The sequence below is a fragment of the Nostoc sp. CCY 9925 genome (genome assembly GCF_963920935.1).
Taxonomy (GTDB): Bacteria; Cyanobacteriota; Cyanobacteriia; order Cyanobacteriales; family Nostocaceae; genus Nostoc.
In genome coordinates this window covers 52,754-78,458 of sequence record NZ_CAWUDO010000007.1, presented here as the reverse complement: position 1 = coordinate 78,458, position 25,705 = coordinate 52,754, and the positions used below count along the sequence as shown (strand labels likewise).

General features: G+C 41.4%; 31 protein-coding genes. 18 read left to right on the top strand and 13 right to left on the bottom strand.

The annotated features are described in order from the left end of the window. Positions 1 to 148: 148 nt before the first annotated feature. Positions 149 to 607: a hypothetical protein gene (locus ACM0OY_RS05925; protein ID WP_104902257.1), complete on the bottom strand. Its 459-nt coding sequence runs from the start codon at positions 605 to 607 to the stop codon at positions 149 to 151. Further along, positions 600 to 1,364 (bottom strand): ParA family protein, encoded by a 765-nt coding sequence (locus ACM0OY_RS05920; protein ID WP_104902300.1) that lies wholly within the window; start codon positions 1,362 to 1,364, stop codon positions 600 to 602. Before ACM0OY_RS05920 ends, ACM0OY_RS05925 begins: the two co-directional genes overlap by 8 nt. Before the next feature lie 585 nt (positions 1,365 to 1,949). Here ACM0OY_RS05920 and ACM0OY_RS05915 point away from each other — a divergent pair. After that, positions 1,950 to 2,912: a ParM/StbA family protein gene (locus tag ACM0OY_RS05915; RefSeq protein ID WP_414567957.1), complete on the top strand. Its 963-nt coding sequence runs from the start codon at positions 1,950 to 1,952 to the stop codon at positions 2,910 to 2,912. Positions 2,913 to 2,914: 2 nt separating this feature from the next. Then, positions 2,915 to 3,205: a hypothetical protein gene (locus tag ACM0OY_RS05910; protein WP_104902259.1), complete on the top strand. Its 291-nt coding sequence runs from the start codon at positions 2,915 to 2,917 to the stop codon at positions 3,203 to 3,205. A gap of 93 nt (positions 3,206 to 3,298) precedes the next feature. Here ACM0OY_RS05910 and ACM0OY_RS05905 read toward each other — a convergent pair whose 3' ends face one another. Both ACM0OY_RS05905 and ACM0OY_RS05900 read right to left on the bottom strand, forming a co-directional pair. Next, positions 3,299 to 3,433: a hypothetical protein gene (locus tag ACM0OY_RS05905; RefSeq protein WP_414567956.1), complete on the bottom strand. Its 135-nt coding sequence runs from the start codon at positions 3,431 to 3,433 to the stop codon at positions 3,299 to 3,301. A gap of 1 nt (position 3,434) precedes the next feature. Then, positions 3,435 to 5,099: an AAA family ATPase gene (locus ACM0OY_RS05900; protein ID WP_414567955.1), complete on the bottom strand. Its 1,665-nt coding sequence runs from the start codon at positions 5,097 to 5,099 to the stop codon at positions 3,435 to 3,437. 306 nt (positions 5,100 to 5,405) lie between these two features. Here ACM0OY_RS05900 and ACM0OY_RS05895 point away from each other — a divergent pair, with 306 nt between their 5' ends. The 3 genes from ACM0OY_RS05895 to ACM0OY_RS05885 all read left to right on the top strand — a co-directional run bounded on the left by ACM0OY_RS05895 (position 5,406) and on the right by ACM0OY_RS05885 (position 7,146). Further along, the gene (locus tag ACM0OY_RS05895; protein WP_414567954.1) at positions 5,406 to 6,032 is read left to right on the top strand and encodes a primosomal protein; all 627 of its coding nucleotides are present in this window, start codon (positions 5,406 to 5,408) and stop codon (positions 6,030 to 6,032) included. A 173-nt stretch (positions 6,033 to 6,205) separates the two neighbouring features. Then, entirely contained in the window at positions 6,206 to 6,637 is a 432-nt protein-coding gene (locus ACM0OY_RS05890; protein ID WP_069069520.1) for a hypothetical protein, read from the top strand. 185 nt (positions 6,638 to 6,822) lie between these two features. Then, the gene (locus tag ACM0OY_RS05885) at positions 6,823 to 7,146 is read left to right on the top strand and encodes a hypothetical protein (RefSeq protein WP_094353315.1); all 324 of its coding nucleotides are present in this window, start codon (positions 6,823 to 6,825) and stop codon (positions 7,144 to 7,146) included. Between the two features lie 78 nt (positions 7,147 to 7,224). Here ACM0OY_RS05885 and ACM0OY_RS05880 read toward each other — a convergent pair whose 3' ends face one another. The 5 genes from ACM0OY_RS05880 to ACM0OY_RS05860 all read right to left on the bottom strand — a co-directional run bounded on the left by ACM0OY_RS05880 (position 7,225) and on the right by ACM0OY_RS05860 (position 11,402). Further along, positions 7,225 to 7,770 carry a hypothetical protein gene (locus tag ACM0OY_RS05880; RefSeq protein WP_414567953.1) on the bottom strand — a complete coding sequence of 182 codons (546 nt, stop codon included), beginning with the start codon at positions 7,768 to 7,770 and terminating at the stop codon, positions 7,225 to 7,227. A 152-nt stretch (positions 7,771 to 7,922) separates the two neighbouring features. Continuing rightward, a complete protein-coding gene (locus ACM0OY_RS05875; protein WP_414567952.1) occupies positions 7,923 to 8,708 on the bottom strand; it encodes a DUF6753 family protein in 786 nt (261 codons plus the stop codon). 184 nt (positions 8,709 to 8,892) lie between these two features. Next, on the bottom strand, positions 8,893 to 9,663 hold the full coding sequence (locus ACM0OY_RS05870) for a mobilization protein (protein ID WP_414567951.1): 771 nt from the start codon (positions 9,661 to 9,663) through the stop codon (positions 8,893 to 8,895). A gap of 45 nt (positions 9,664 to 9,708) precedes the next feature. After that, positions 9,709 to 10,251 carry a hypothetical protein gene (locus tag ACM0OY_RS05865; RefSeq protein WP_414567950.1) on the bottom strand — a complete coding sequence of 181 codons (543 nt, stop codon included), beginning with the start codon at positions 10,249 to 10,251 and terminating at the stop codon, positions 9,709 to 9,711. A 2-nt stretch (positions 10,252 to 10,253) separates the two neighbouring features. Continuing rightward, on the bottom strand, positions 10,254 to 11,402 hold the full coding sequence (locus tag ACM0OY_RS05860; protein WP_414567949.1) for a ParM/StbA family protein: 1,149 nt from the start codon (positions 11,400 to 11,402) through the stop codon (positions 10,254 to 10,256). Between the two features lie 629 nt (positions 11,403 to 12,031). On the opposite strand from ACM0OY_RS05860, the gene ACM0OY_RS05855 reads away from it, so the two are divergent. The 4 genes from ACM0OY_RS05855 (at position 12,032) to ACM0OY_RS05840 (ending at position 15,560) form a co-directional block, all read left to right on the top strand. Further along, complete coding sequence (locus tag ACM0OY_RS05855; protein WP_414567948.1) at positions 12,032 to 12,208, top strand: hypothetical protein; 177 nt, start codon at positions 12,032 to 12,034, stop codon at positions 12,206 to 12,208. 29 nt (positions 12,209 to 12,237) lie between these two features. Next, positions 12,238 to 12,612, top strand: coding sequence for a plasmid mobilization protein (locus ACM0OY_RS05850; RefSeq protein ID WP_223265518.1), 375 nt, complete (start codon positions 12,238 to 12,240; stop codon positions 12,610 to 12,612). Continuing rightward, complete coding sequence (locus ACM0OY_RS05845; RefSeq protein WP_414567947.1) at positions 12,609 to 14,114, top strand: relaxase/mobilization nuclease domain-containing protein; 1,506 nt, start codon at positions 12,609 to 12,611, stop codon at positions 14,112 to 14,114. Before ACM0OY_RS05850 ends, ACM0OY_RS05845 begins: the two co-directional genes overlap by 4 nt. A 90-nt stretch (positions 14,115 to 14,204) precedes the next feature. Next, positions 14,205 to 15,560, top strand: a complete 1,356-nt coding sequence (locus tag ACM0OY_RS05840) for a hypothetical protein (protein ID WP_414567946.1) — start codon at positions 14,205 to 14,207, stop codon at positions 15,558 to 15,560. Positions 15,561 to 15,722: 162 nt separating this feature from the next. On the opposite strand, the gene ACM0OY_RS05835 is transcribed toward ACM0OY_RS05840, so the two are convergent. Then, positions 15,723 to 16,346, bottom strand: a complete 624-nt coding sequence (locus ACM0OY_RS05835) for a hypothetical protein (RefSeq protein ID WP_414567945.1) — start codon at positions 16,344 to 16,346, stop codon at positions 15,723 to 15,725. A 55-nt stretch (positions 16,347 to 16,401) separates the two neighbouring features. Continuing rightward, a complete protein-coding gene (locus tag ACM0OY_RS05830) occupies positions 16,402 to 16,653 on the bottom strand; it encodes a hypothetical protein (protein ID WP_414567944.1) in 252 nt (83 codons plus the stop codon). Between the two features lie 140 nt (positions 16,654 to 16,793). Between ACM0OY_RS05830 and ACM0OY_RS05825 the strand changes: the two genes are divergently transcribed. Together ACM0OY_RS05825 and ACM0OY_RS05820 are read left to right on the top strand one after the other, a co-directional pair. Continuing rightward, complete coding sequence (locus ACM0OY_RS05825) at positions 16,794 to 16,985, top strand: hypothetical protein (RefSeq protein ID WP_414567943.1); 192 nt, start codon at positions 16,794 to 16,796, stop codon at positions 16,983 to 16,985. Positions 16,986 to 16,987: 2 nt separating this feature from the next. Further along, entirely contained in the window at positions 16,988 to 17,566 is a 579-nt protein-coding gene (locus ACM0OY_RS05820; protein ID WP_414567942.1) for a siphovirus Gp157 family protein, read from the top strand. A 172-nt stretch (positions 17,567 to 17,738) separates the two neighbouring features. Here the strand turns inward: ACM0OY_RS05820 and ACM0OY_RS05815 are convergent, their stop codons facing one another. After that, complete coding sequence (locus ACM0OY_RS05815; RefSeq protein ID WP_414567941.1) at positions 17,739 to 18,302, bottom strand: Uma2 family endonuclease; 564 nt, start codon at positions 18,300 to 18,302, stop codon at positions 17,739 to 17,741. 124 nt (positions 18,303 to 18,426) lie between these two features. Here ACM0OY_RS05815 and ACM0OY_RS05810 point away from each other — a divergent pair, with 124 nt between their 5' ends. From ACM0OY_RS05810 to ACM0OY_RS05785, 6 genes are all read left to right on the top strand, one after another. After that, the gene (locus tag ACM0OY_RS05810) at positions 18,427 to 19,071 is read left to right on the top strand and encodes a hypothetical protein (protein ID WP_414567940.1); all 645 of its coding nucleotides are present in this window, start codon (positions 18,427 to 18,429) and stop codon (positions 19,069 to 19,071) included. 5 nt (positions 19,072 to 19,076) lie between these two features. Further along, entirely contained in the window at positions 19,077 to 19,514 is a 438-nt protein-coding gene (locus ACM0OY_RS05805) for a hypothetical protein (protein WP_414567939.1), read from the top strand. A 152-nt stretch (positions 19,515 to 19,666) separates the two neighbouring features. Then, the gene (locus ACM0OY_RS05800) at positions 19,667 to 20,491 is read left to right on the top strand and encodes a hypothetical protein (RefSeq protein ID WP_414567938.1); all 825 of its coding nucleotides are present in this window, start codon (positions 19,667 to 19,669) and stop codon (positions 20,489 to 20,491) included. Then, entirely contained in the window at positions 20,464 to 21,222 is a 759-nt protein-coding gene (locus ACM0OY_RS05795) for a hypothetical protein (RefSeq protein WP_414567937.1), read from the top strand. Before ACM0OY_RS05800 ends, ACM0OY_RS05795 begins: the two co-directional genes overlap by 28 nt. Next, positions 21,206 to 21,898, top strand: a complete 693-nt coding sequence (locus ACM0OY_RS05790) for a hypothetical protein (protein ID WP_414567936.1) — start codon at positions 21,206 to 21,208, stop codon at positions 21,896 to 21,898. Before ACM0OY_RS05795 ends, ACM0OY_RS05790 begins: the two co-directional genes overlap by 17 nt. A 15-nt stretch (positions 21,899 to 21,913) precedes the next feature. Beyond that, positions 21,914 to 22,798, top strand: coding sequence for a ThiF family adenylyltransferase (locus tag ACM0OY_RS05785; RefSeq protein WP_414567935.1), 885 nt, complete (start codon positions 21,914 to 21,916; stop codon positions 22,796 to 22,798). Positions 22,799 to 23,037: 239 nt separating this feature from the next. Here the strand turns inward: ACM0OY_RS05785 and ACM0OY_RS05780 are convergent, their stop codons facing one another. Next, positions 23,038 to 23,757, bottom strand: coding sequence for a response regulator (locus ACM0OY_RS05780; RefSeq protein WP_414567934.1), 720 nt, complete (start codon positions 23,755 to 23,757; stop codon positions 23,038 to 23,040). 740 nt (positions 23,758 to 24,497) lie between these two features. On the opposite strand from ACM0OY_RS05780, the gene ACM0OY_RS05775 reads away from it, so the two are divergent. Beyond that, a complete protein-coding gene (locus ACM0OY_RS05775) occupies positions 24,498 to 25,640 on the top strand; it encodes an ATP-binding protein (RefSeq protein WP_414567933.1) in 1,143 nt (380 codons plus the stop codon). Positions 25,641 to 25,705 lie beyond the last annotated feature (65 nt).

The window sequence follows — 25,705 nt, the reverse complement described above, 5'->3', positions numbered from 1 at the left end:
AAGTAAGTCGGTGAGAATAAATCAAACTATGTCAACTAATATAACGTTAGCTAAAATTGGCTCGTAGTAAGGGCTTTAGCACTTTTCTTAGGACTAAAGTCCTTACTACAAACATTGAATTTTTCACACCGTTCTACTTAGGGTTAACTTAATCGTTAACGTTAATTTTCTTAGCCAATGTCTGAAATTTGCGTTGTTCACCAGCTTGTTTACGCTGTTGATAACGTTTTCTAGCTTGGTTTAATACCTCTTGCAATAATTCCTCATTTTCTGAGCAGACGATAAATGCACCTTCTAGGAAAGTATCTCTAGTAATTTTATTTACATTGCAAAACGTATCTAGTTTGGTATCAATGTCCTGTTCTAACCTGATTGTTCGCCTGATGATCTGCGGTAACTCTAACTGCTCTTCTTGATTAGAAGTGCTTACCTTATCGTTTATTACTTCCTCACTATCTAAATCCGGTTTTGGTTTTTCAGGTAAATGACTAAATTCAGTAATTTGGTCATTTAGTAAGTTATCGTGTTGTACTTTTACAAGTGTTGTATCCCGTGCTGGGACACTTGGACGTGTCTTTTTCTTAAGGCGCTCAAAAACATCAGACATTCTTTTGTAACCTCTCGATAATTTGTTGGAAGGGAGTTTCGAGTTGTTCAAAGCCTAGAGAGGACAAACTTACACCTTTATCTATGGCCTTTTTAAATTGTTCAGATTCTAAAATTGAAGGTAAAACGACTATTTCTTCGGCAATTGTTCGCATTGCACTGATACTCGCCTTACTTTGTGCGACTTGGTTATTACCTACCCATTTATCTCTGAATGGCAAGATGCCAAGCACTATCCCTGAAAAAGCATCAATTTCTTGAAGTTCTTCAACTAAACTTAGAGTTCGGATGAGAGAATTTACACCTTTGGATGATGCTTCTACAGGAATGATGATATGGTCAGCTGCCCCCAACGATGTAAGGCAGATTTGCGATCGCTGAGGTGGTGCATCGATAATGCAGTATTGGAATAGATCTGATACCTCTTTTAAGCGTTTGCTCAGAACAATAGCTCCCATACCGCTCCCAGACAAAAATTCTTGAGCATTATCTAATCCATCATCAGCAGGAATTAACCATAGGTTTTCTCCGATTTCATAAATACCGTCTTCAGTATTGATCTGTTTTTTGAGAACTTCTAGAAGCGTGGGTTGATTCTGCTGAACTTCGTGCCCCAGGTAAAAAGTTAGGTTCGCTTGGGGATCGGCATCAATCATCAGTACACGCTGTCCTGTTTGAGCAAGCATTCTACCCAACAAGATTGCAACAGTTGTTTTTCCCTGGCCACCTGACAAGGATGCACAAGTAAGAATTAACATTTTACTGACTACCAGCAGCATTGTGTAAATTAGTCAATATCATAATGCATAATGTTGTTTTTAAGTTATTTAGTCATTATGTAATTTAGTCATTTACAAATGACTAAATTGTAATTAACGCTATTTAGTCATTACTTTAGCTCTCAAAAAGTCCTACTCTTCGAGAAGATAGATGTAAAGATAGATTTTTGTCCTATTTGTTTGTTGGTAATTTTAGTCAAGACTGAATTTAGTCATTCAGCAATAACTAAATTGCATAATAGTGCAATCTAGTAAACCAGTTTTATTTTATTCAGAAAATAAAACTTCACAAATGCTCATGGGGGCTTTATAGGGGCTATATGTACCCCAAAAATGATTCAGGACTTCGATGAGTATTTGACCCCTGTATAGGGTATATATGGGTGTTTTGTGGGGTATATTTGACTGTTTGACACTTTATACCCCACTTAGCCCCCAAGGGGGTATGATAAGCTCTTGAGGCTGGAGAAAAAAGAGGTAGTTATTTTATTCTTCTCTCCTTTGCTCCCTCATATCTTCTCAACTGATAACTTTTACAAATTGAACCGTATTACCTTTCCCCCAATGTCGAACATTCATACCTTACAAAAAATTTTTCCTGCTGGCTTTGATAACGGTTATGGAAGCCTAAAACTTTTAGTCGATGGCTTTGAAGTAGTTCGTGTCCCCAGCTATATAACCAATGCCGAGATGGAAGATGTACCCGGACGAGTAGTTTTTAACGGCACTGCTTACACAGTCGGAGAATCAGCTTTCCGTACAGGTTATCATTTTGACCGGAACACGGATAACAATGAAAACAAAGTCAATAATGCGTTGTTGACATTATTGGGTGCATTGGCACATCTACCACACCGTAAGGCTTGGCACTTAAAATTAGTCGTCAGCTTACATGATGTAGGTCTGGCTGACGAATTGCAAAAAGTACTAAGTGGGGAATATCAGCCAATACTTGCTGGTAAACAATCAGAGGTGAAAGTAGAAGTGCTGAAAATTGTGCTAGAGGGGATGGGTGCATTGTTTGGGCATCAACTACCGAAAAAATTAACCATTTTAGACTTTGGCAATGGAACGACTCTGTATTCTCGTTACAACCAGGGGAAGCGAGAAGTTCACACCGCCTACCCCATCGGTGTAGAAGTTCTCATTGATGATATTTCCCAAAAAATGAAACATCTAAATGGGGGAAAAATCGGGGATGCATCCAAGATTCGATTTTGTCTGGAAATGGGACATACCAAGTACAGCCGTGACATCGATATCAAAGATATATACAGTGCTTGTTTGAAAGATTGGTATGAAAAATACTTGAAGAAAGTGGTGAATTTGACACTTGATGCCAAGCACCAAGGGGATGAAATCTGGGCTATAGGTGGAGGTTGCCTCTTACCTGGATTTAAGAAGCTCTTAGAAAAGAACGGTTTCAAAATTCTGGATAATCCAGTGGAAGCTAATGTTTTTGGGCTTCTAGAAATGGCAAAAACCATTATGAGCAAGAATTCACCAAACACATCTGGGAAGCTATAACAATGACAGACAAACAAGACTTGACACCGGAAAAAGTTCGGATCAAAGATAGCTATCGTGAGCGGATATTTGCCGAATCACAGCAATTAGGTAAAAGTTACCTGGAGACGCTTTACTTTATCATTGATTGTTATTTTGCTTTCAGAAAGGGTACATTCCCTACTCAACAAGTAGCTTTCACTCCGATTAATACTGAGTCAAACCAACTTATTCAGCCGACTAAAGAGCTATCTACAGACTCTAAACCAGAGGATTCTGATGACCAAACCTTCAGCCTTGATTTTGATTTGTAAGGGAAATACAGGGCTTCCGTGAGGTCGGTCAGCCGGTGCTGTAGTCTCAGAGTCAGCGCCCAAGGATGTCACCAGTCGTAGTTTCTGAGCTTTTCACCCAAACATTTTGGTTGTGATAAAATTACCACGTTGTTCTAATGTAAACCCACCCAGCAATAATCCCAACCATACTTCTACCATCGGCATTTTAAAATCCGACACCAGCTGAATTTCAAAAATTCCACTCATATCACCCAAATAACTCCCGATGCTGATAAGCAAATCGAGAGACATCCAGACTAGCTACAGGTTTAGCATAAATAGCCTGATTGCGAATTGCCTGCATCTGTTCTGACTCTCGTTCCATAGCTGGTGTGAATTCTTGTCGCTGTTTCAGCAAATCTTCAAACTCAATTTCCCCTGGTCTACCTTGATAAAAAGCCTCTTCTGCACAACGAAGGACTGCATTACCAATTTCTGCCGGACTACAAATGCGATATTCAGCCAACAGTCTACGCCATTGCTCATCGCTCCAAGGTGAGTTATTGTCTCGAAACGCTGGAAAATACTTAGCTAGATGTAGATTGAAAACTTCATATCTTGCCCCTTCATGGGGTAAGTCCACAAAAAAGATATCATCAAAACGGCGAACTAATTCCGCAGGTAGCATTGACAAGCGATTGACAGTAGCAATGGTATAAACTGGCTCTTGATGCTCTTGCATCCAAGTCAACAAAGCCGCAGATAGCCGCCGTGCTACACCTCCATCTGCATTGGAATCCCAGCCAGCAAAGCCTTTATCAAAGTCATCCCAATAAAGTACGCAGGGAGAAAGGGAAGTTACCAAAGCAATAAACTCCTTTAATGCTCTGTCGGGATGAGGATCGCCCAGTAGTACACCCCAATTAGCTGCTAACAGTGGCAATCCCATTTTCTTAGCTGCTAACTTGGCAGAAAGACTTTTACCAGTACCCGGTGGCCCCCATAAGAGCATCCCAGTGGGAAACTTTAATCCATATTGCTTTGCTTTAGGTTGAAGTAGACAGGTAATAGTTTCCAACCTTTTCTCCAGCAAATCTAATCCCCCGGCTGAAGGTACATCCGGTTGAGCAATGTATTCTAAACCCCGACCCCGCAATTTACTAACTTTATGCTCTAGCACTAATTGGGCGATTTCCTCAAGCTGCTGTGTAAAACCCAGACATTGGTGTAGTAGCATATTTATCTCGCCTATGGGTAAACCCTGACAGGCAAGAAAGAGCAATTGCAGTGCTGATGTTTTTTGTGTTGTCTTTAACCAAGAATTGCGATCGGCTACGGCGAGGTAATCGCGATCTGCGCTTCGCAGCAGCGCTTCGCTATCGCACTCCGCAAACTGCTGAAGCCAAGGATGACTACGCCCAACCCAGGTATCACAAAACTGCTCCACAACTATCTGCACCTGCTGTTGGTCTGGAAGTGGATTTGACAGTACAGGAATAAAAGGCTGTAATTCTAGAGGTAGTTGAACGTAAGTTTCCAATAACACCCAGTAATGATGTTGCTGACTCCAGAGAGTTTGATGACAGCCATTGAGTAATTGATAGCTACGTTTTTGACTTATTTTGCTACCATCATCCTCATTTAGCACTCCCTCCAGTAAATAAATGCCTGGTTGATATTCCTCCAGAAGATACTGAATAATGTCCCCGTCTTTACCCCTGTCAGTTGACTGCAAGATGTACTGACCTTGATGCTGAATTAATTGCTGTAGTCCACAATAACCAGGATTCCAGACAAAGACTGACAAAGACCGCTCCTCACCCCAATAATAAAACTGCTGTAATATCTGCATTCTGTCAGGCGTATGATACTCCACAGCCACAATTGGAGTGTTGTGGTTAGCTACGGCAGGCCAGTCTGTTATCAATTTCATAAACTTGACTTCAACAACTTACTTTCCCCTTTTAGAGCAAATTTCTTACTGATGCTTTAGCCACGCGGATAATTATCACTAACGGGTTGGCTATATTTTTTACGTCAGAAACCCCACGGCTTACACAGCGTGAGGATTTTGATGAAAAAGAGCGATCGCCTCTAGCACAGCGTCAATTTCAGAAACTACTCCGCCAAAATTCCGGTTCATCTAAAAAAATAGGTTTGAAATTGAAGGGGAATGGATGTAAAAGCCGCGATTGCGGCAAGGAGGTGAAAAATTAACTTCATTAAAGGAAGCTGTAAAATGGCTATCGCTAAAGCTAGAACCAATAACAATCGCAACGCAGCTAATGCTAAAACATCTGCCAAAACCAATGGCACATCCGCTACAACTAAATCAAAGGTAGCGAATGCTTCACCACAAGAAGAGGCATTAGCATTGTTGAAGGAATTACGGAACCTAATTTTCAAGGAATACGGCGTTAAATTACAACTACGGGATTCTCGTGTTTCAACTAAAATCGGTCATGCAGCGCGTGAAAAACTCGGACTTGATATTGCTGCTCAGGTCAAAAAGAAAGGTGGTAACAAAAAGTTTGATTGGCAAAAATGGAATACCAAATTATTTACTAAATTGTTTGGACAACCAGATGCACTCAAATATGCACCACAAGTAGTGGCAATTTTCATGAGTATGCTGTATGACACTATCAGCACTGACCCAGAGCAAGCAATAGCAGATTTAGTTGAATTCAACCGCGCATCTCTAGAACGTCGTAATTCTTTCCAAGAACAAGAAGAGGAAGAACTTGACGATTTAGATGACGAACTGGACGAAGACCTGGATGAAGATGAGGAGGATATCGAAGATGAACTAGACGAAGATTTAGACGAAGATGACGAATTAGATGAAGAAGATGAAGACGAGTAAATAATTCTGACTTATTCTCAGTAATTGACAGAATAATAACCCAAAATAACCATGTATTGTTTGAGGCAATACATGGTTATTTTTTTGCTGAATAAAGAATTTAAAAGGGAGCGAATTGCATCTTTCGATGCTGTTTCTATGAGAAAAATACTAAATACCAAGGAGTAATTCTCATGGTTAACGCTAACGTTCGCAAAACTGCTAAAGCATCACGCAAAATTGAAAGGCATATTCCTGCTTTAGAACGAGTAATGACTTATCAGGAAAAAGTACACCTGATGGTAATTGAAGTATTGCGGGAAGAATCAGGAAGAGAATTAGCAGCAGCAGCCAGATTTAACGGACAAGAGTTTGATTGGGACAAACACAATTCCCAATTCCGTAAGGACTATGTAAATACACCATTAAAAGAACTGGTGAATTATGCCCGCAAACTTTACGGCTTGAATAATCTTGATGAAATACGAGATAGACGTGCTTCTCATAAAGCTGCTCGGTCTAAACGCATGGACGGACTCAATGGTTTAAGTAGCAACTCTGATGACTTGATAAATGACGATTTTGAACAAGATGAAGATGACGAAGATATAGAAATTGACGATTAATTACAATGCCCTGAATTATCTAATTCAGGGCATTCTATTTCCCACCCACCCGCATCCAAAAAATAGAATTGAATGCAGCGATTACTGCTGAATTCAAGAGAGTTAAAAGTGAACTCTAACTCAGAAGGCATCTGTCGATGCTATTTAGGTGAGATGTAGCAATTCGTTAATCAAAGGATAATCAAATGACTCAAATGACTCGTAATCAGGAACAAACAAAAGCGTTGGATCAAGTAATAGGATATCAGGATAAAGTGCGATTAATGGTACTGGAAGTTTTACGTGAGGAATCAGGTAGAGAACTTGCTGCTCAAGCACGTTTTAATCAGCAAGAATTTGATTGGAATGAACATAACATTCAGTTTCGCCAGGATTATAGCGAAACTCCCATCAATGAACTACTAGCATACGCCAAACGTCTGTATGGACTGAAAGATTTGGATGCAGTACGGGAGCGGCGTAAAGCTCATAAACAACAACGTACAGCTAGATGGGCTGAAGCTTCATAATTACCTGCTGGCTCTCACAGTAGCCCCACATTTTAGTGGGGTAACTTTTTTGCCCACCCACCCTCAACCGTAAAAGCTTTATTTTACCGACGATGCAGCTTCGCACCCCACCCCACCAAATGTTGTAATTGTCCGACTGGAAAGTTTACTAGTCATTAATTCATAAATTTGCTGGTTTGAAAGTTGAGTTGGCTTGACTTCGACTGTGGGTGCAGTTTCTCCCCTGTTGACTTGAATAATGGAATTAGCCCAATAAAACTGCTGCTGGTCAGGTTGGGAATAAACAGGATAACAGCCTTTCGAGGCGATCGCTAATTTATGTTCTACGCTAGAAACTGATGGCAGAGAAATACCAGCACGAACTAATTTTGCCTCTCCTACTGGGCCCCACAAACGTAATTGTTGATTGACACAACGTTTTCCATCCTTGAGAGGGGCAATGATGTTGCCACAAACTTTAACATCTACTTCATACATCGGCGGATAATCAGGCACAGTTTGAGCTTGCGCTTGAGTCGTATTCTTCTCATCCTTGCCACTGACATTTACAGTAGTAGGGGTACAAGCTGTAACTATACCTCCTATTACCAGCAGCCAAAGCCAGTTAACTTTGCAGGTAAACATCTGCTGAATCCTCTTCTACGATTGAGAAATTGACAACTAATTTTTTAACTTAAACCCCGTCCATTTTGAAACCTAGAGTTTTCAAGGAGAGTGTATTATTCGTTCGTCGCTTGAGTTTTGAGCTTTACTCTAATTCCAAAAAACTATGGCTTTCAAGGTTGACGCGGTTTAGATACAAACTGGCGCTGATTACTAGGTGATATCCATAACGTGCAGAACCCGGACGAGGCTTTTCTGCTACTTGCTCCAATTTCCAGTGTTACCCCCAAACGCTTGACATCCTTAGCACAAGTAAGTTGACCGTTTTGGTCACGACTCAGCAAATCTTGGTTCCATTGCATTAGGTTGTGAGCAAACTTACCTTCATTACTGGTTGCCCATTCCAAAGCATTGGCTTGGGCTTGTGTGAGTTGGCGTGGCCCAGCAGGATCTAGATGACTAGATTGATACCAGGACATTCCACCTACACTTACTAGTCCACCCACTCCAGCTGCAATTAATAGCAGTATTCCCGCAGCAATTAAAGAGGGAACTGAATGAATAGCACGCTCAAATTCAGTACGCCTAATTAATGCCGCCACTGACTGAGCGATCGCTTTTTGTTGACCTTTTACTGCTGCCTTTTCATATGTCTGGAGATGGTCATAAAGCTGCGTTTGCCATAGGTCAAACATTGCTTCCATTTCTTTGGGATTGTCTTCCAACAGCACTTGTAGCCTGCCAGTAGCAATCATCATCAGAAATGCTGGGTCATCAGGGTCTAGTCCGGTTTGAACTACAATTTCCCAAACCCTAGCTTTAAATGAATCATCTTTACCTCGAATGGCTAAATCTAGTAAAGTTGGGTAAGGAATTTGGCTCAGTCCTTTGCCTCTAGCAGCTACTGAATCCAAAAACTCATCGTCTAAATCGAGTTCTTCAGTGTGAGAATTACTCATATCTGTATTTGCTTTTAGCTAATTCGCGTTTTCGTCCCCCACGCTCATTTGGTAATTTGATTTGATGGTGGGAGATGTCACTGAAATAGTGCTGAGTGCTGAGTAACGAGTCCTGAGTAAAAAAGTAAAATTAATTGCATGGGCTAAACGCCCCGCTATCCATGTACAGCACTCCTGAATTAAATTACTTCTTGGTAGCAACCTTGCCGTTGACATTAGCATCATCAACTTTTTCTGTTGGGGAAGTAATTGAAGCTGCTGGAAGGTTCCAAATTTTAGCTTTCTCAATTTCCTCAGAAGCTTTTTTGATAAAATTGTGTAATCGCTGCTTACCCAATACACCTAACTCTCCATAATCTCTAGCCGCAGAAAAATTTATTTGATTGGCATCGAGGATATCTCGTTCTCGATAGCTGAACTTGGGAAAATTGATGACAGCTACTTTATGAGCTTTGATTAAATCCTGTAAATTCTTACGTCCATCTACATGTTTCCAGTCATCGCATAAACCATAATTGCGTACAAAGATATGCTTAATCTTGTTCTCAAAGCGTTCGAGAGATTGCATAAATAATTGAACGCTGTCATATCCACCACTACAAACAAACCACTTATATATTTTGACCTTATTTTTCCCAGTAAGTTCTAAGATTTGATTACGCTCGATCCAATCAGTTACTGCTGGGTATACTTGAGCAGGTAAATTGACAATTACAGAAGTTGTTAGTGCTAAATTAAAAATTTCATCAGCATCGTAAGCTTTACGCTCTGATTCGCTAAAAACTGCTCTTTTATGATTATCTGGGTAAAATGCGCCCACATCTGGATTACTTTGGTCTGCTTCTACCAATTCATAAGAGAGTTTATTGTCAATGCAGTATTGCACCATCACCCGTGCAAACAAAGACTTGCCAACTCCACCTTTTTCACCATCAATGAAGTGAATTGCTGCCATCTTAAATCTCCTTTGTAATTTGACTAAATGTGCATTAATAAATACTTAAATATTCTCAAACATATCGTCTATTTCATCATAGAAAGACCCCTCACCAGGAATGAAGGAATCAGAATCTATTTTGTGTTTTGACTTGCTGCTACTATTGTTATTGTTATTACTATCATCAGGATTACTGTGACTATAATTACCTGCATCTAGACCGAACATAGTAGCAAGTGTTTGAGGATTAGTCATAGAGCTTATAGGCATAGGCAAAACATCACTTGATTTATGCGGTAATCCTAGTTCCATTCGCAAATATGCCAGATGTTGTTCCAGGGCATGACAACAAATCAACCCTACCCGACGCAGTTCTTGATCGCTAATATCTACACCTGCATCTGCTTGTGCTTTGTATGCTAAAGGCAACCAGCACATTCGTAATGCCTGCAATACCATCTCTTTGCTAGAACGCGCTTCATCTCCCTGTTGCAAATATGTGATTAACTGGCCGTCTACTGTATTTGAGTAAGGATGGTAAGAAAATCTAAAAATTTTGCGCTGTCTATTAGTGTCATGATTTTTACGTAATCTATTATTAGTCATAGTTATGCCACCTTCTCAATTTGCGCTCTAAACCGCATAAATAAACCAAACGCATCAATCAACCTAAACGACAAAGCTTCCTGCTCTCGGAAAGTACGGTAATAATCATTACTTTTATCCTTGAATACTTCTTGTACCTGTTGCTGTAAGTCAGCACCCCAATAAGTTGAAATTTCTTGAAAACAGTCTTGTAATTCTTGCTCTAAGTACAATGCTGCGCCACCGCTCAAAATTACCTCGTTCACCGCAGGTAAAGTTGATTCCAGCCAATCGTAAAGCCTAGACCAATACTCAGCTTTAGCAGTAGCAATGGCATTAACAATCATCTGTAATTCATAATCAATATTTTTAGGTTCTCTGCTTTTGACTAGAGCGCGAATTGCTTGGTTATCAGTCGTGATATCTGAACCGACTGCATAGATGGCAGAGGTCAAAGCAGTGGCATTCTGTCCAGATGTGCGCTCAATTACTCGCTTTACCATTTGGTGAAAGCCCAGCCCATTAGTGTAACCCGCCGTCATCTTACCCCGTTCAAATAATAGAAGGCTGGTATTGCGATGCCCGAACATTAGCACTGCGATGGTTTGGGCGTTAAACCATTCTTTACCATTCTGGCGTTGGCGAATCATTGCTAATCCCGCACCTTCGGGTAAGCACTCGAATCGCTCCAGTTTCACTCGCAACCTTTGACCCCGAAATCTAAAATCCTTGAGTGCAGACTGCAATTGTTGCTCAAATGCTTGGCGATTTTGATATTCACCATAGGGCAGTAGTGAGGTCAGTGATAGTGAAAACCTGTTAGGCAATTTGTTGTGTTGAGCGATCGCACCAATAACCGCCAAGGCTTTGTGAATTGAGGTTTCGTACTTGAGCTTATCGAGTCTGGCAGATGCTGAAAACTGCCGTGCCAGGAATCCAACTACCGTACATTGTGTATCACCATCCGCAGGACTTGACACCCAGGCTTCATCTGCTGGTTTAGGAGATTCCAAACCCTTGCGACTCGACATATAAGCGTCAATTGAACTTTGAGGCAACTTCAGCATCTCTGGTTCCATTGTCATCAAACATGGTTTGCCTTCAGTTGCTAGTTCGTAAACAATCTTGGTCAAGGAAGCACCAGGGTCAAAACTGACTATCAAGTTTGACATTGACTGTGGTTCTGATTATCCATAAAAGCTGTTTTTAACTTAAATGCAAATATTGGCTGTGAACATCACTCTACTGACCATTTGTTGGAGCCAAATTTTAGCCAATTGGTTATTTTTTTTTCGCTGCTATTAATTAAGTCGTTACTTTTCTGCTAAAAAATTCAATTTAGAAAAGTGCGTCATTACAGATCCATGCCAGATCCACGAACGAGCCATTGCAGATCCATTACAGTGACAATGTTGATCCAATAGAGATCCATTTGTCTGAGATACATATTCTATGTATAATTTTTATTTGCAACAATACTTGGCTATTGAAAAAAATTATGCGATGAAAGATCCAATACAAATCCATTAGAGATCCATCACATATTCATCCAGCAGTTGATTCGAGTAGCCCAAAAAAACCTTTGGTGAGTAGCAAGCTATGTTGCTGTCCGGACATTTTTTCTGGGGAGAAAAAACGCACCCCCCAGGTGCGGCAACAAACTTGCCCTCCTTTCACGGTTCCCCTACCTAAGTAGGTCAACCACCGTGACAGAGGGAAGATGATACGAAAATTCTCTCTGGGAGTTTAGCCTAGAAAATTGCTGCAAGGTTTGGGCGGATTAGCTTTTTAATTGCGCGATGTGCTACGCCTTGCCGTAGGCGATCGCTTACTTTCGCTATATCAAAATATCCCTAGCGCTATCTTGACTTTCTTAGTACTCAAGCAAAGCTATTTATTGCAGCGCATTTCATTATCTCGCATCGCATCTTGGCATCGAACCAGAATCGGAAGTAACCGCTTGGTCAATGACAAATGATAGTGCAGTCGTCAAACTTAAAACAGCTAATGACTAATGCATCAATAATGCGACAAAAACGCTCACACAGGATAGACATTAGACTGACTTTGGCAGAATACGAGAAAGCACAGTTAATGGCAGATGAAAATAATCTCACTATGAGTGAGTTGTTTCGTGCCAAGACTCTGAAAAATAGATTGCCCAGGCGTGTCACCAAAGTAGCAGGCCAAACTTACTGGGAGTTGGGGAAAATAGGCAATAACCTCAACCAAATAGCTAAAGCAATCAATACTTCAGTACTTATGGGAGAACCTGTGGTCGTAGATAGAGCATTGTTGTCACAGGTAAGAGATTTGGTGAAACAGGTGCGGCGAGAGATTGCTGAAATTGATTTAATCACTGATTTACAAGATGAAGGATGATTGGCAAGCACATCAAAGGTAAAAGTTTTCGGGGACTGCTAAACTACCTCTTTGGCAAAGATGGAGCAAGACAAATCGGTGGGAATATGGAAGGAACAAACCCACGCGAACTAGCAGCTGAATTTGGTATATCTCGAAGATTAAACCCAAAGGTGAGCAGGGCTGTTTATCACGCTTCTCTCAGTTTGGCCCACAAAGAGAGTTTAGATGATGATACTTGGGATGAAATCGCCCAGAAGTATCTCCAAGCAATGGGTTTTGATATGAACCAATATGTCGTAGTGCGGCATACTGACCGGACTCATGAACACATACATATTGCTGCCAGTCGCATTCAATTAGATGGCACTACAGTTTCTGATAGCTGGGACGATCGCAGAAGTGAAGCGGTAATTCGCAAGTTGGAGCAGGAATACAATTTACAATCAGTGCAACCAAGTTGGGAAAAAGATAAGCACAGTCCAACTACTGGTGAACGTAGGCAACTTGCCAGAACTGGAGAGGAGAGCGTTAGAGTGAGACTTCAGCGATCGCTCGACCAAGCAACCCACGACCATCCCACTATGCCAGAGTTAATAGAGCGAGAGCAACAACAAGGTATTAATGTCCGTGTTGGTTATACTCGCACAGGCATTGTCAAAGGCATTAGTTATCAACTTGATGGTGTGGCTTTTAGTGGTACGCATCTCGGTAAAGCATATACCTTTCCTGGTTTACAAAAGCATCGAGGTGTAAACTACAGTCCCAAGCGGGATGACAAACGCATTCAGAAACTCATGGAACAAGCAGTTGAAAATCCCACACCAGCAGTACCTCCAAAACAGGATGACAAACGTATCCAGAAACTTATGGAGCAAACTGTTGAAAATCCCATACCAGCAGTTACTCAAACAAACTCCTTGCCTATACCAGAACCAACAAACTGGGAGCAAATACGCCTAAAGTTAAGCCAGCAGTACAATTTACCCAATTCTCTGCTCACAGAACTGTATGAAAAGGGTTGGCTCTATGCAAGTCAAACAGGTCAAGCAATATTTGTGGAACGCACGCTCGATGATCTTCCAACTCTTGCCAAGCAGCTAGAACCAACAGGTAACTTCACTGCCATTCCCCTGAACTCTGAACCGACAAAAAAAGGTAGTTTTTGGATTGCTACAGATGCCACAGTAGAAAGAGCAGTATTGGTGAGTGACCCGATTGAAGTTCTCTCTGTCATTGCCTTAGAATCAACCATTGACAAAAAACAGCGCAAACCTACGTTGTATTGGAGTGTAGATGATAGCGAGCAATTACCTTTAGAACTTTTGCGATCGCTTGATACAGTAGTCATCGCTTTTAAAGATAATGAGAAAGTTGAGGACTTGATAGCTGAGATACTGGCTGAACTACCTCAAGCCAAACAAGTTTCTCCAGGTAAAGCAGGCTGTAACGGGATGCTAACCCTGAGCAAACTGCAACCCAACCAAAGTCGAATAGCAGAGTCTCAAGGTTGGGAACTTTAATATTAGTAACCAGAGTTAGGCTTTAACTGAGATTTTGTAAACAAGAGCGCGATTGCGCCACTGGGAAATGAACCTTTAGGCGTAACTGCCATGACCTTCAATTCCAGACAAACAACCATTAAATTTCTTAGACAAATAGGCTTTACCACCGGAACCAAAATTTGGCTGAGGATTTCTTGGGACTTGCCTACAGAAATGATACCTAAAAACTGGAATCACTACTGCCGCAATGGTCAATTTGTCTACTCCCACTACGTTCTCTGCGGTAAAATCACCCAGCAAGGATTTCAACTCTACTGCTGTACTTACGGAGGTCGAGACAAACAGGGCAACACCTGCTGGCGGCTGACACCTAAACGCTATGCTGATGGCTGGGCATTGGCATTTAAAATGTCATATCTTGGTGCTACAGTCAGCTTTTACCCCAACCAACCAGACAAGGGAATCAGCAATCACCACGTTAGTCAATGTCGGTGCTTGTTCTACGAAATTGATGATTTGGCGTTGAATGAGCAGCGACAAGCTGTAGATTGGCTAAAGGATGAAATCAACTTGGAACCAGCCGCCGTAGTTTACACAGGTGGGAAATCCCTGCACGTTTACTTTAAATGCAGCCATTCCTTAAATCCTGCTAAATGGCTGTATCTCAATCGCCAACTGACGATTATCCAAAACGCAGATCCAGCCATTTGCAACTTAGCTCGTTCCATGAGATTGCCGGGTATGGTTCGCAGACGGGTAGTGGATGGAATATTGAGTGCAACCATCCCCATTACCCTAGAGCATTGGTCAAACTGTCAGTACAATGTGGAAGAACTAGAAACCGCATTTGATTCTACAGCCTTATTTCCCTACGAACTTTCTGAGCAACGTTGGCGTAAGTGGGTGGAACTTGTCACAAGAGCGAAAAATGGAGAAGTTATCGACCCACAAGCAGCGCTACTGCAACCTTCTGTGACCGTCCCTCGCTCAACCTTGCATTGCCGACGAGGGGCAGTAACACAAGCTACAACCAGAGATAATTGCTCATCTCTTAAACAACTACGCGCTAGCGGAGTGTCTGTTCCTTTGTCTATTTGTTTAACTTTGAGCGATCGCATTTTACTAACTTATGGCGAATCTGAGGGAAACAGAAACAATTCTGGCTACAAATTAGCTCGTAATCTACTAGGTACATCTAATTTACTTACCAGACACCGAATAGTTTATCATCCTGACCCACGCCAGCTATTTGATCGATATTGCGATCGCTGTACACCTCCACTTGAATCAACTGAGGCAGATACAATTTGGCACAGTGCAAATAAAACAACAGCCTTTGCCAGTCGGGACTTTGGCTCAATTGTCATGAGCATTCGTAAGTGGAAGTTACACCGCAAATCAAAAAAGCAATGCGTAAGAAAACCAAAAAGATTAATTAACGAGAGATTGACAAAATCGATGTAATACCCTTCCAATTTCTACCCATAATTTACCGTGTACACATATCTTTGTACAGGATTAAAACGGTGTGGGACAACTCCAAAATACTTGTGTGTACACGGTAGCCCTATTCCAGGGAGACTATATGACTATTAAAGATGAGTATTGAAAGTACTATCTCTAGTTTTACTTTGCCATTTTTGGTAAATAAGACTGACGATAATTGTTCTTGGCCATCAGCCTAGCCTCACGCTTTGTCCACTGTTTTTGTAAAGGGACATCAGCCAATCTTTGTAATAATATGAATACACTATCATCTCCAGTCAACCGAGCGATGATTTGAGCGATCGCCTTACAACAACTCCAAGGATGACGCACCACCTGAACTTCTGCAAATCTCACCACACCCCAATTGCGCTCTAAGAAAAAACGGTTACGGATTTTATCGTCATCAACATCAATGCAGTGGTGAGGTTTACCTGTATCTCCAGCATAAGGTTCATCAATCTCAATATCAAGAGTTAACCCAGAAAACCGATGGTAAAGGATAAAATCAGCCGAGTAACGTCGAGACGAACCAGGAATTTCAAATTCCACCGCTTGACAGATAAGATTCTCTAGAAAAGCACACAGTAAATGGCGAAAAAATTGCTTTTCACTGACACCTTGCTTGGCCGTACCATTTCCATTTGGTAATTGAACGCATCCTTGAAACGAAGCTTTCAAATGCTCCTGACTTGTAGAATCTTTAGTGTATAAACGTCTCACTAGTGGTGGATAAAGAATAATTGGATAGTACCCAGTAAACATAACCACACGTTTGTTAAACTTTTAGCAATCAAGAAGAACAAAATTAAGACAATAACTAGAAATTATCTAATCTAATATCCTTCCAAATATCAGAAACTTGCCATCCCGTCTTACCAACAGAAAGGACTATAGGATTATCATGCGCTGGAATATAGTTAGCTTCCTTATTACTTCCACCTATTTGTGGCTGTTCTTCAAGCATTGATTCTTGTACATTAATAATATCAATTTGACAATTCTGTTCTTGTGTTTCCTCTGTGATTTTTGTTTCTTGCAGTAGCTTTTCCGATTTTTTGATGAGTTTCATATCTATTTGTAGTTTTAACGCTTGACATTGACAAAATAACAATAATCTGAAATTAAGTTAATTCCTAAAAATTTGGGAGAATACCAACACAGATAGGTGCGCTATCGCGCCAAAATTGATGGCGTTACACAACCAAAACAATGCAACAATTAATAGCCATTTTAACGAAACTTAAACCTAAATTTGTTGCTCCTCCGATTTTAAATTTTCAGCCTACACAAGAAAATGCTTCCAATTTATCTTTCAATACTAATTTAGATTCAGGCACTATAGCTATCTTAGAACAGATTGAAGCTGAATATGAATATTACCAAGCTTGTGAGGAGTGGTAGTCATGAATTTAGCACTCGCTCAACAATCCTTAGCAGGACTTTCCCAAACTGCTGCTCATCTCTGGGAACAGCTAACTAATTGCCAGACTCCTGAAGAAGAAGCTGAGATCATCACCGCTATTTGGGAAACTCAGGAAGTTCAGGAAGAAGTTGTTGATATCCAAGCAGAATTAGCATTGCAACTGGATGCTGAAATAGCGGCTATTAAGCAACGACTAGAACATCTAAAAGCTGTACATCAATCAGCACTATTAAGACTAGAACGCTGGCGACAAAAATTAGATGAAACTATTTTAGAACAAACCGCCGCAGGAATTCTACCTGAGCAAATGATTGGTAATTCACTTCGCATCACGATTCAAGAAAATCCGCCAAGTTGTGAGGTGCTGATAGATGCAGAACAATTGTCTCCAAAATACCGCAGAGAAAAGACTGTTTACTCAGCAGACAAGAAAGCTATTATTGCTGCTTGGAAGAAAGGTATTCCTGTAGATGGCACTCACATCATGCGTAAGCGCCGAGTTATCTATGCTTTGACAGCAACGGCAATTCACGACTTCAAAGACTCGCTTTTAACTTAACAATAGCTTTAACTGATTTATCAGCCAACAGCAGGGATTTTACTGTTTTGTTGGCTGCTACTTATAACTATTTTTTGATACTTAAGTAGGTTGGCACTATGAAAGTCAAATATGTTCAAACGTAACTGAATTAAGCCTGGTTTCTAAAATAAATAGTGTTTCATTCGTTTCTCTAACTGCTCATTTTTAGCCAACCAAACACCTGAGCTACAGTTAACTCTAAGTTGATCCCGGCTAACACTGGCAAACGCTCATCACCCTGTAAAAGTTCTGGTTGTTGATTTGGACGGAAGACCAAAATGGAACGATCTTCTGGGTCTATTAACCAACCTAATTGGCAACCATGATCTAAGCAATAGAGAATATTGCCTGTAACTCGATTTGAACTTTGTTCGGGAGAAAGAATTTCAATTGTCCAGTCTGGAGAAAGCAAAAAATCATTAGGTGCCTCCCCATCAGCAGCAAAGGGAATACGCGACCAGTTGAAAACCGCTACATCAGGTACTATTGAACGGATACCAAAACTACAGCGCAGTTCTGGAAAGGCATAAGCAACATGAAGGCTTTCGGCAACATCGTTGATACTGTTGCACAACCTTAACTGTAATCGCCTATGCTTCCCTTTTGGCATTGGTTTTTGAATAATGTCACCATTAATGTAAACGCTTGCAGGCTTTGTTTCTGGTAGCTTGAGAAACTCCTCCAGAGTCAGGGATTGGGTAATTACCGTAGACATGGCTCAGTCGAGAAAAGCAAAGGGGATATGTTTTAGTCTAGCAGTACCCTACTCTCAAAAACAGTTTCTACTTCTGGCTACCGCCACAACCGCTTGCACACCAGTTAACAAGGCCAAAAAAGCTATGACCGCAAAATGGCTAACACTAGAACAGGCCATTGTCAAAGCAAACCTCACTGTTACATCTGAAACTTTAAAATCTTACATTTCAGAACAACAGGGAAAAACCACTGCTGAAGAACAATTCCAAGCTTTAGGATTGCTATTTGACAGGGAACGCTTGCGTGCAGGTAAACCTAACTTCTTGCAACTTTTAGAACCCGTAAATGAAGAAAATAGCTATGCCGAAGATGAAATCGACTCTCATCAGTTAGACGACGATGACATAGAAATATCTGCTAGCAACAAGGTAAATCAACTAGAACCATTTATTTTCGAGCAATGCAAAGTTCAAATTGTCATCACTTTACTACCTACAGAACAAATAGGAGATAGACCTGTAATGATTGCTGCCAGCAGTCACGGTGATTTCCCTGTAGTTACCATGCTCAATCAAGAAGAACTCGGTGATTTACCACCTGCAATTGTTCAACTATTGGACGAACTGAAAGCCGATTTTCCTAATCGCCAAATTCGCCGGAATATAGCCCAGACTAAAGCTGTCAAAACCAATAAACCGCCCACTACCCAAACTTCAATTCGCACTGAAACTGCTAGCTCAGATATTACTAAACTAGCCAGTAATACTACGCAAATTTCCCTGTTTTAAATGCCATGACTACTAGAAATAGTAACAAATTACTTGTTATCTACGAAGGTCAACAGCACTGGATTCCAGAAGCGATCGCGGTTGACGACCAATTACTACGGGATGCCTTTACTCCTCTTTGTGCTGAACTGGCAAACGCAGACATTGAGCGTCAACCAGGAGAACCCATTCATATCATCAAGAAGCCCGGTAAAAAAGGTACTTCTCCTCTAGATTGCCTGATAGTGGCTCCTGAAGAAATCAACCCCGCAGTCCAAATGTGCTACCAAATGCGTCAACGTCAGGTCATCACTGGAATTGACTGGCAAAATGCAGGACAGCTATCAGTCCAAATTGAAGAGGCGATCGCAGCTGGAACAGAATTTTCTGAGTCACTCAACCAAACCCTAAAATCCCTAATAGCCTGCACTCCGACATCTAGCGTTATCCCTGAAGGTTTTTGAATGCTGACAAAAGGGATTGGAAATTGACTTGAGGGATAAATGATTGTCCAAATTACAGCAGTTTGCATTTCGATTGAAGTAGACCCCACATCCTACCTCTGTCTCTTTCTTATTCAATTCCGACCCCCATAAATAACGAGTTGCACTAAAATATGTCTCACCTCGTACCCCTCACTATGGCAGAGGCAATTTATAGTCTTTATCAGTGCCAGTTTACCTTAGATGCCAAAGAATCACTCGATTATCTGGAAACCCAACTCAACATTTACTCCTTACTAGCACTGTATCAGCACTACTTTCCCACCGAATGGAAAGCCAGCCAAGCCACTATTTACCCACCTACAGATGTAGATTGCCATAGTCCCAGAGAACTGGAATTCATTGTACTGATTTACACTCATCTGTTTCCGTTATCTCACTGGACTGTAGAAACAGCCTACGAACAAAGATTGCATAGCATTCCTATTACCCCAATGGGTATTGACTGGACAATGGATGGAGAAATTGAACATCTCAAAGATGGTTGGCAGCTACTTTTACCTTTTAGCCATGACAGTCGCCGTTGGCTTGATGACATACACCCAGAAGCTAGCGATTGGTTTGATAGTGAATTTGGAATTTACGAAATTACGTACAGTGACATCGACCACCCAGACAAAATTGACCACAAAAAACTAAAACGGCAGTGTCATCACTTAGATAATCCTTTAAAGTTTCTGCCTTTAACTTTAAAGCTGCTAGACCATGAAACTAAAAACCTTTGGTTGGATGAGTACGCGGAAGATTATTACTACCAACCTTACTGCGCCTCTCTACCTTGGTCAAAAGCATCTATTGATTTACTCACCAGAAAATGGCAGCAAGCCGACCGAATGCTAAACTGTGCAGCCAACTTAATTGATTGGCTAGAAGCAGACTTAAAACCTCATGCTCAAATCCTATTAAAACTATGGAAACAAGCATTGAAACCACGTTAATCGACGTTACATCTACAGCAATTCTATCCAGCCAGATTCTACGAGCAATTTTGGCAGACCCTCCCCGAAAATCTCCAGTAATTCAAGCAGAATTGCTGTTTTTGGATGGCATTTACATCTTCCATCACCGAGACAAAGAAATTGCCGATGCTCATATTTACAAATGTATCTCACCGGCAGCCCTGAGAATTGCTTTTAGCAATGAACCAATTGATACTGGTTGGATGGAACCAGGAATTGTGCGCTGGGGTACGGGCAGTACAGACACATATTTGGTAAAATTCATAGCACCAAGCACTTATACAATTAACTGCGATGAACTTGGATCTTTAACCGTTCCGCTACCTGCAATGGTGTTTGTGGGCAAAGGATTAAAATATTGGGTTTGGGCAATTCAAGAACAGGAGTTTACTCCTCAAGCATCAGCCTTTCATGTGCCACTACCCAATGTCTACAGTTCTGGACAGGTGTGTTGGGGAGTGAACGAACCACCTGCTGCTAATAGTCTATCAATTAACCATGCTTGGAATTTGTTTATTTCCAGTATTTTCACCAACCACTTAACAATAAGTAAATCACAAAAATACCGCAAGGATGTTCGCCAGCAACTTCTAAAACTGCACAAAAGATGTAGACGTGCAACCTATCCTGTATCTGACCTTGTGCCTATCGGCAATCAAAAAAGTGTCGCTATGCTTGTACAGGAAATCCTCGATGAACCCATTGCTTGAAGGTATTATTGGTTACAAAATTGTCACAAATTCATCTCTGCCAACACACACCAGTAGTGGACTAGAGTACCTTTATGCCGGAAATGGCATCTTTGCTAGAGCCATTCGTCCTGGCATAGAGGTATTAATGCCTATTTGCTTGTGTTCCCAAACTATCAAAGGGCTACCTTACCTAACACCTTATCTCAAAGTCACTCCCTTAATTCCCAAACCGCTACTACTGGAAATGTGGCGGTCGAGTTATCAAGCTGGCAATCAATTTCATGAAATTCTCTTTCACCTCCACTGTACTGATGCAGGCTGGGATTTACAAGTCCCAGAGCAAATTCAAACTCCAACTAGCTGCCAGCCAACTCATTCTGGCAGTGACTCTTCCCACCAGAAAGCGGCTGTAGACATCCATTCCCACGGTTCCTTACCTGCCTTTTTCTCTACCACCGATAATGCTGACGAATCTGGCTTTCGCATCTATGGAGTACTAGGTAGAGTTAATACCCTGAAACCAGAGATTAAAATACGGGTTGGACTGTTTCGCCACTGTTGGGATGTATCTGCTAGAGCAGTGTTTGACATTGATCCAGACTTTTTTATGGTTGATGTCTCACTTTCATCTGGCTGCAAATTTTACAGTACCGATGTACCGCCTGTAAATGTAATGGAGAAGCTATGGAGGTGAATTTCAATTTAGCAAATGTCTGTTCCCTCACCGATACCTATATCAACTTTAACCAATCGTACTATGGAGCTAAATCTTGATTTGGCAAATGCTTCTCCTGTCGTGACTGTCAACTACTCGAAGATAGAACTGTGGCTAGTTGGGTGCGGCGGTACTGGTTCTTGGTTGGCTCCTTCTTTGGTTCGGTTAGGTAGAGTTCTTTCTCAGCAAGGTAAACAGGTGAAACTCTACTTTGTTGACCCGGATCGTGTTGAGTCAGCTAACGTTTTACGCCAGTGCTTCTGTGATGCAGAAATCGGACTCAACAAAGCCAAAACTCTGGCACTGCGCTACTCCCTGGCTTGGAAGATGGAAGTTACAGCGATCGCTCAACCTTTCCAACCCGAATGGATTGTCCCCAGTTACAATAGCCTGATTATCGTCACTGCCTGTGTGGACAATGCCAAAGCCAGAGAGTCAATTACCCAAGTACTTCAGCACAACACTCATCGCTCTGCGCCTCACATTTGGCATTTGGATTGCGGTAACTCCAAACGTAGTGGTCAAGTACTATTAGGTTCTCATCTGTCTACTAACCCCAATGACTATGATTTCGAGGCTTTAGGCTGCTTTCGCTTACCTGCGCCAATTGTACAGCAACCTGACTTACTGGTTTCACAACCAGAAGAGTTGGCAGACAACAACTTGTCCTGTGAACAAATGGCCTTGCTCAATAGCCAGTCCTTGAGCATTAACCAGCGAGTTGCTGCGGAAGCATTTGATTATTTGTTGCAACTGACGACGGGGAAACTACGACGGTTTGCTACTTATTTCGACTTAGAGAGTGGTAGCGGAAAATCCCTGTATACAACGCAAGTCAGTATTATGCAGGCGATTCTCCTGGGTCAATCCTGCGCGTAGGCGTAGCCCGCACTTCTCTACGAGACGCTCCGCGTAGCAAGATCCCGAAGGGTACGACAAAGCTCAGGCATCATGAAAAATAAGTTGTACAAAATTTATTTGGAATAGCTTGCTAAATCTAGCTTTCACACAAAAATTGTTCAGGTTATTTTTACACAAATCCTCAGTGACCGTCGTAGACATCGCTCCCCTCTCAAGTTAACAACCAAGCACTGTACAGTTGCTTCTGTACAGTGACTTCAATTAAGCAAACCAGCCCGCAACGCTAATACAGCTGCTTGAGTGCGATCGCTTGCACAAAGCTTGTTCAAAACCCCACGCACATATACTTTTACACTTCCCAAGCTCAGATAGAGTTTCTGGGCAATCTCGTTATTGCTATAGCCTTGGACAATTAACTCCAAGACTTGCAGTTCCCTATTTGTCAATGGATCTGCTTGTAGAATGCTTGCTTGCTCTGGATCAATTGCAGAGATCGTCACCGTCTGAGTAGCATTCGGTTTCACCATAGCCGCCGCTCCTTGACGAGTATGCTTGAGAACGATACGAGCGATCGCTGGATCAATCCAAGACTGACCTTCATGGGTGATATGCAGCGCTTCCAACAACAACTCGAACTTAATTGTCTTCACACAGTAAGAGTCTGCCCCAGCTGCAAACGCTGCCAGTACCATCTGCTCTTTGGCAAAGGAAGTGAGCATCATGACTTTAGTCTGTGCTGCTGTTTCCGACACTAAAGATTCCCGAAACTGCTGCACCAGCCATATTCCGTCCCTATCCGGCAAGCCAATATCGATGATTGCTATGTCTGGTTTTGTACTTTGGAGCAGTTTCAACCCATTGGACGCTGTAGCTTCATCACCCACGACTTGAATACCTTCTTGCTCGTTGAGAGAACTACGCATCCCAATCCGCGTTAAGCTATGGTCTTCAATAATTGCTACTCGAATATCTACCATCATTTACCTCAGCAGCTTGGTAACTATACTTTTTTAACTGTCGAATATGGTTTCAAGGAAAGGATTACTCCATTGGACGAAAAATTTTAGCTATTCAGCCAAAATGTGGCTATTGAGATGGAAAGTGGCATTTCAATGTTATTAAACCTCATCCAGGTTGAAACCAGTAGTTTTTACAGTATTGGTTGAAAAGTTCATATATCAAAGGCCACATATCTCAACTGGCTGTTGAAAAAGCTCCAGTGTTCAAAATGGACATCGTTTAATCTGAAAATTCTCTGAAAAAATCTTCCTAAAGTATAAAAAAATATAAAAGCACTGAAGTTAAACTGAAACCAATACAGTTTATTCTGACTTGTGTCCACATCACACTTAGAGGAGGATGTAGCTTATTTCTAAGCGAGAACCTTGGCTCTTACACATAACATAGCCAGATTAACAATTCGTAATTCCGTTATGCATGGAAATTTAGACCTCAATCATAAGGTTGTGACCTGTAGAGATGGGAGACTATAACCAGTTTCTTAATTACCAATTACGTAGCTTGCTTCTCGTTGGAGGCGAGTATTACGAATTAGTAATTATATTGACCAATGCCTTGAATTTCAAAAAATTCTGATGAATGTTCATCGCCGTGTAGTGGTCAGCATGGCGCTTGAAATTACACTTTTCCCAACGAAATTTAGCTTGACTACTCTATTTCTCTACTCGGAAGGGATTAGGTTTATTAAAGGCGTTTTATGAAGAACACTTTATCTTGGAATATAACTTCAGAACAAAGAAACCAAAGAATTCTGCTGGTGGATGACTCAGCTGACAGCCTCCGCTTGCTGCAAGTCACTTTAAAGCTGAAGGGATACAACGTGATCATAGCCGACAGTGGTGCTGAAGCATTGCTAAAAATTGCTGAATCTCCTCCCGATTTGGTACTGCTAGATGTGGTGATGCCGGATATGGATGGCTACGAAGTTACCCGCCAAATTAAGCACAATTCAAACTTACCTTTTATCCCAATTTTGCTGGTGACAGGTTCTGAAAAATCAAGTGTCGTCAAAGGTTTAGATGCAGGTGCAGATGAATTTATTTGCAAGCCGGTAGATAAGAAGGAATTACTGGCCAGGGTGCGGGCTTTGTTGAGACTGAAACACAGTATGGACGAACAACTGTTCCTTAGTCAGCGACGGGAAGATTTTGTGACCCGCCTCACTCACGATCTGCGAACTCCGTTGATAGCTGCTGACCAATTCCTAAAGTTGCTGCAAAGAGGTGTTTTTGGTAATACCTTATCAGCAATGCGTGAATCTTTAGAACAAATGGCTCAGAGTAACCAAACTTTGTTGTCAATGGTCGATACCTTGTTAGAAGTTTACCAGTATGAAGCTGGAGGCAAAACTTTGGATTTCTTTGTGGTTGACCTGTGGGAATTATGTCAGCAAGTAGTGCAAGAACTAATGCCTTTGGCTGATGTTAAACATTTAACTCTCAAAGCTGTCTTGACAAAGGGTACTGAAGCTTCTTTAGTTAGAGTTAAAGGCGATCGCCTGGAACTACGCCGACTTATCACTAACTTAGTTGGTAATGCCATTCGCTTCAGCGATGCTGGGTCAGTAGAAGTTCGCCTCAATTCCACTGTTCAAGGGGTAACGATTGAAGTAGAGGATACAGGTATTGGCATGAATCCAGAAGAACAATTACTCTTATTTGATCGCTTTCGACAGGGCAAGCATCAACGTCGAGGGAACGGTTTAGGATTATATTTGTCCCGTCAAATTGTTGAAGCCCATCAAGGGAATATCTCTGTTTCATCGACTGTAGGGAAAGGCAGTATTTTTACAGTTTATTTACCCATGCAAACAGCTTATTCAAAAATGTTATCAGCATAAAAAATTTGGGAAATCGAGCTTAATAATTTGCAGCGAAATAACTTAGCTACTGTATCAAAAAAACT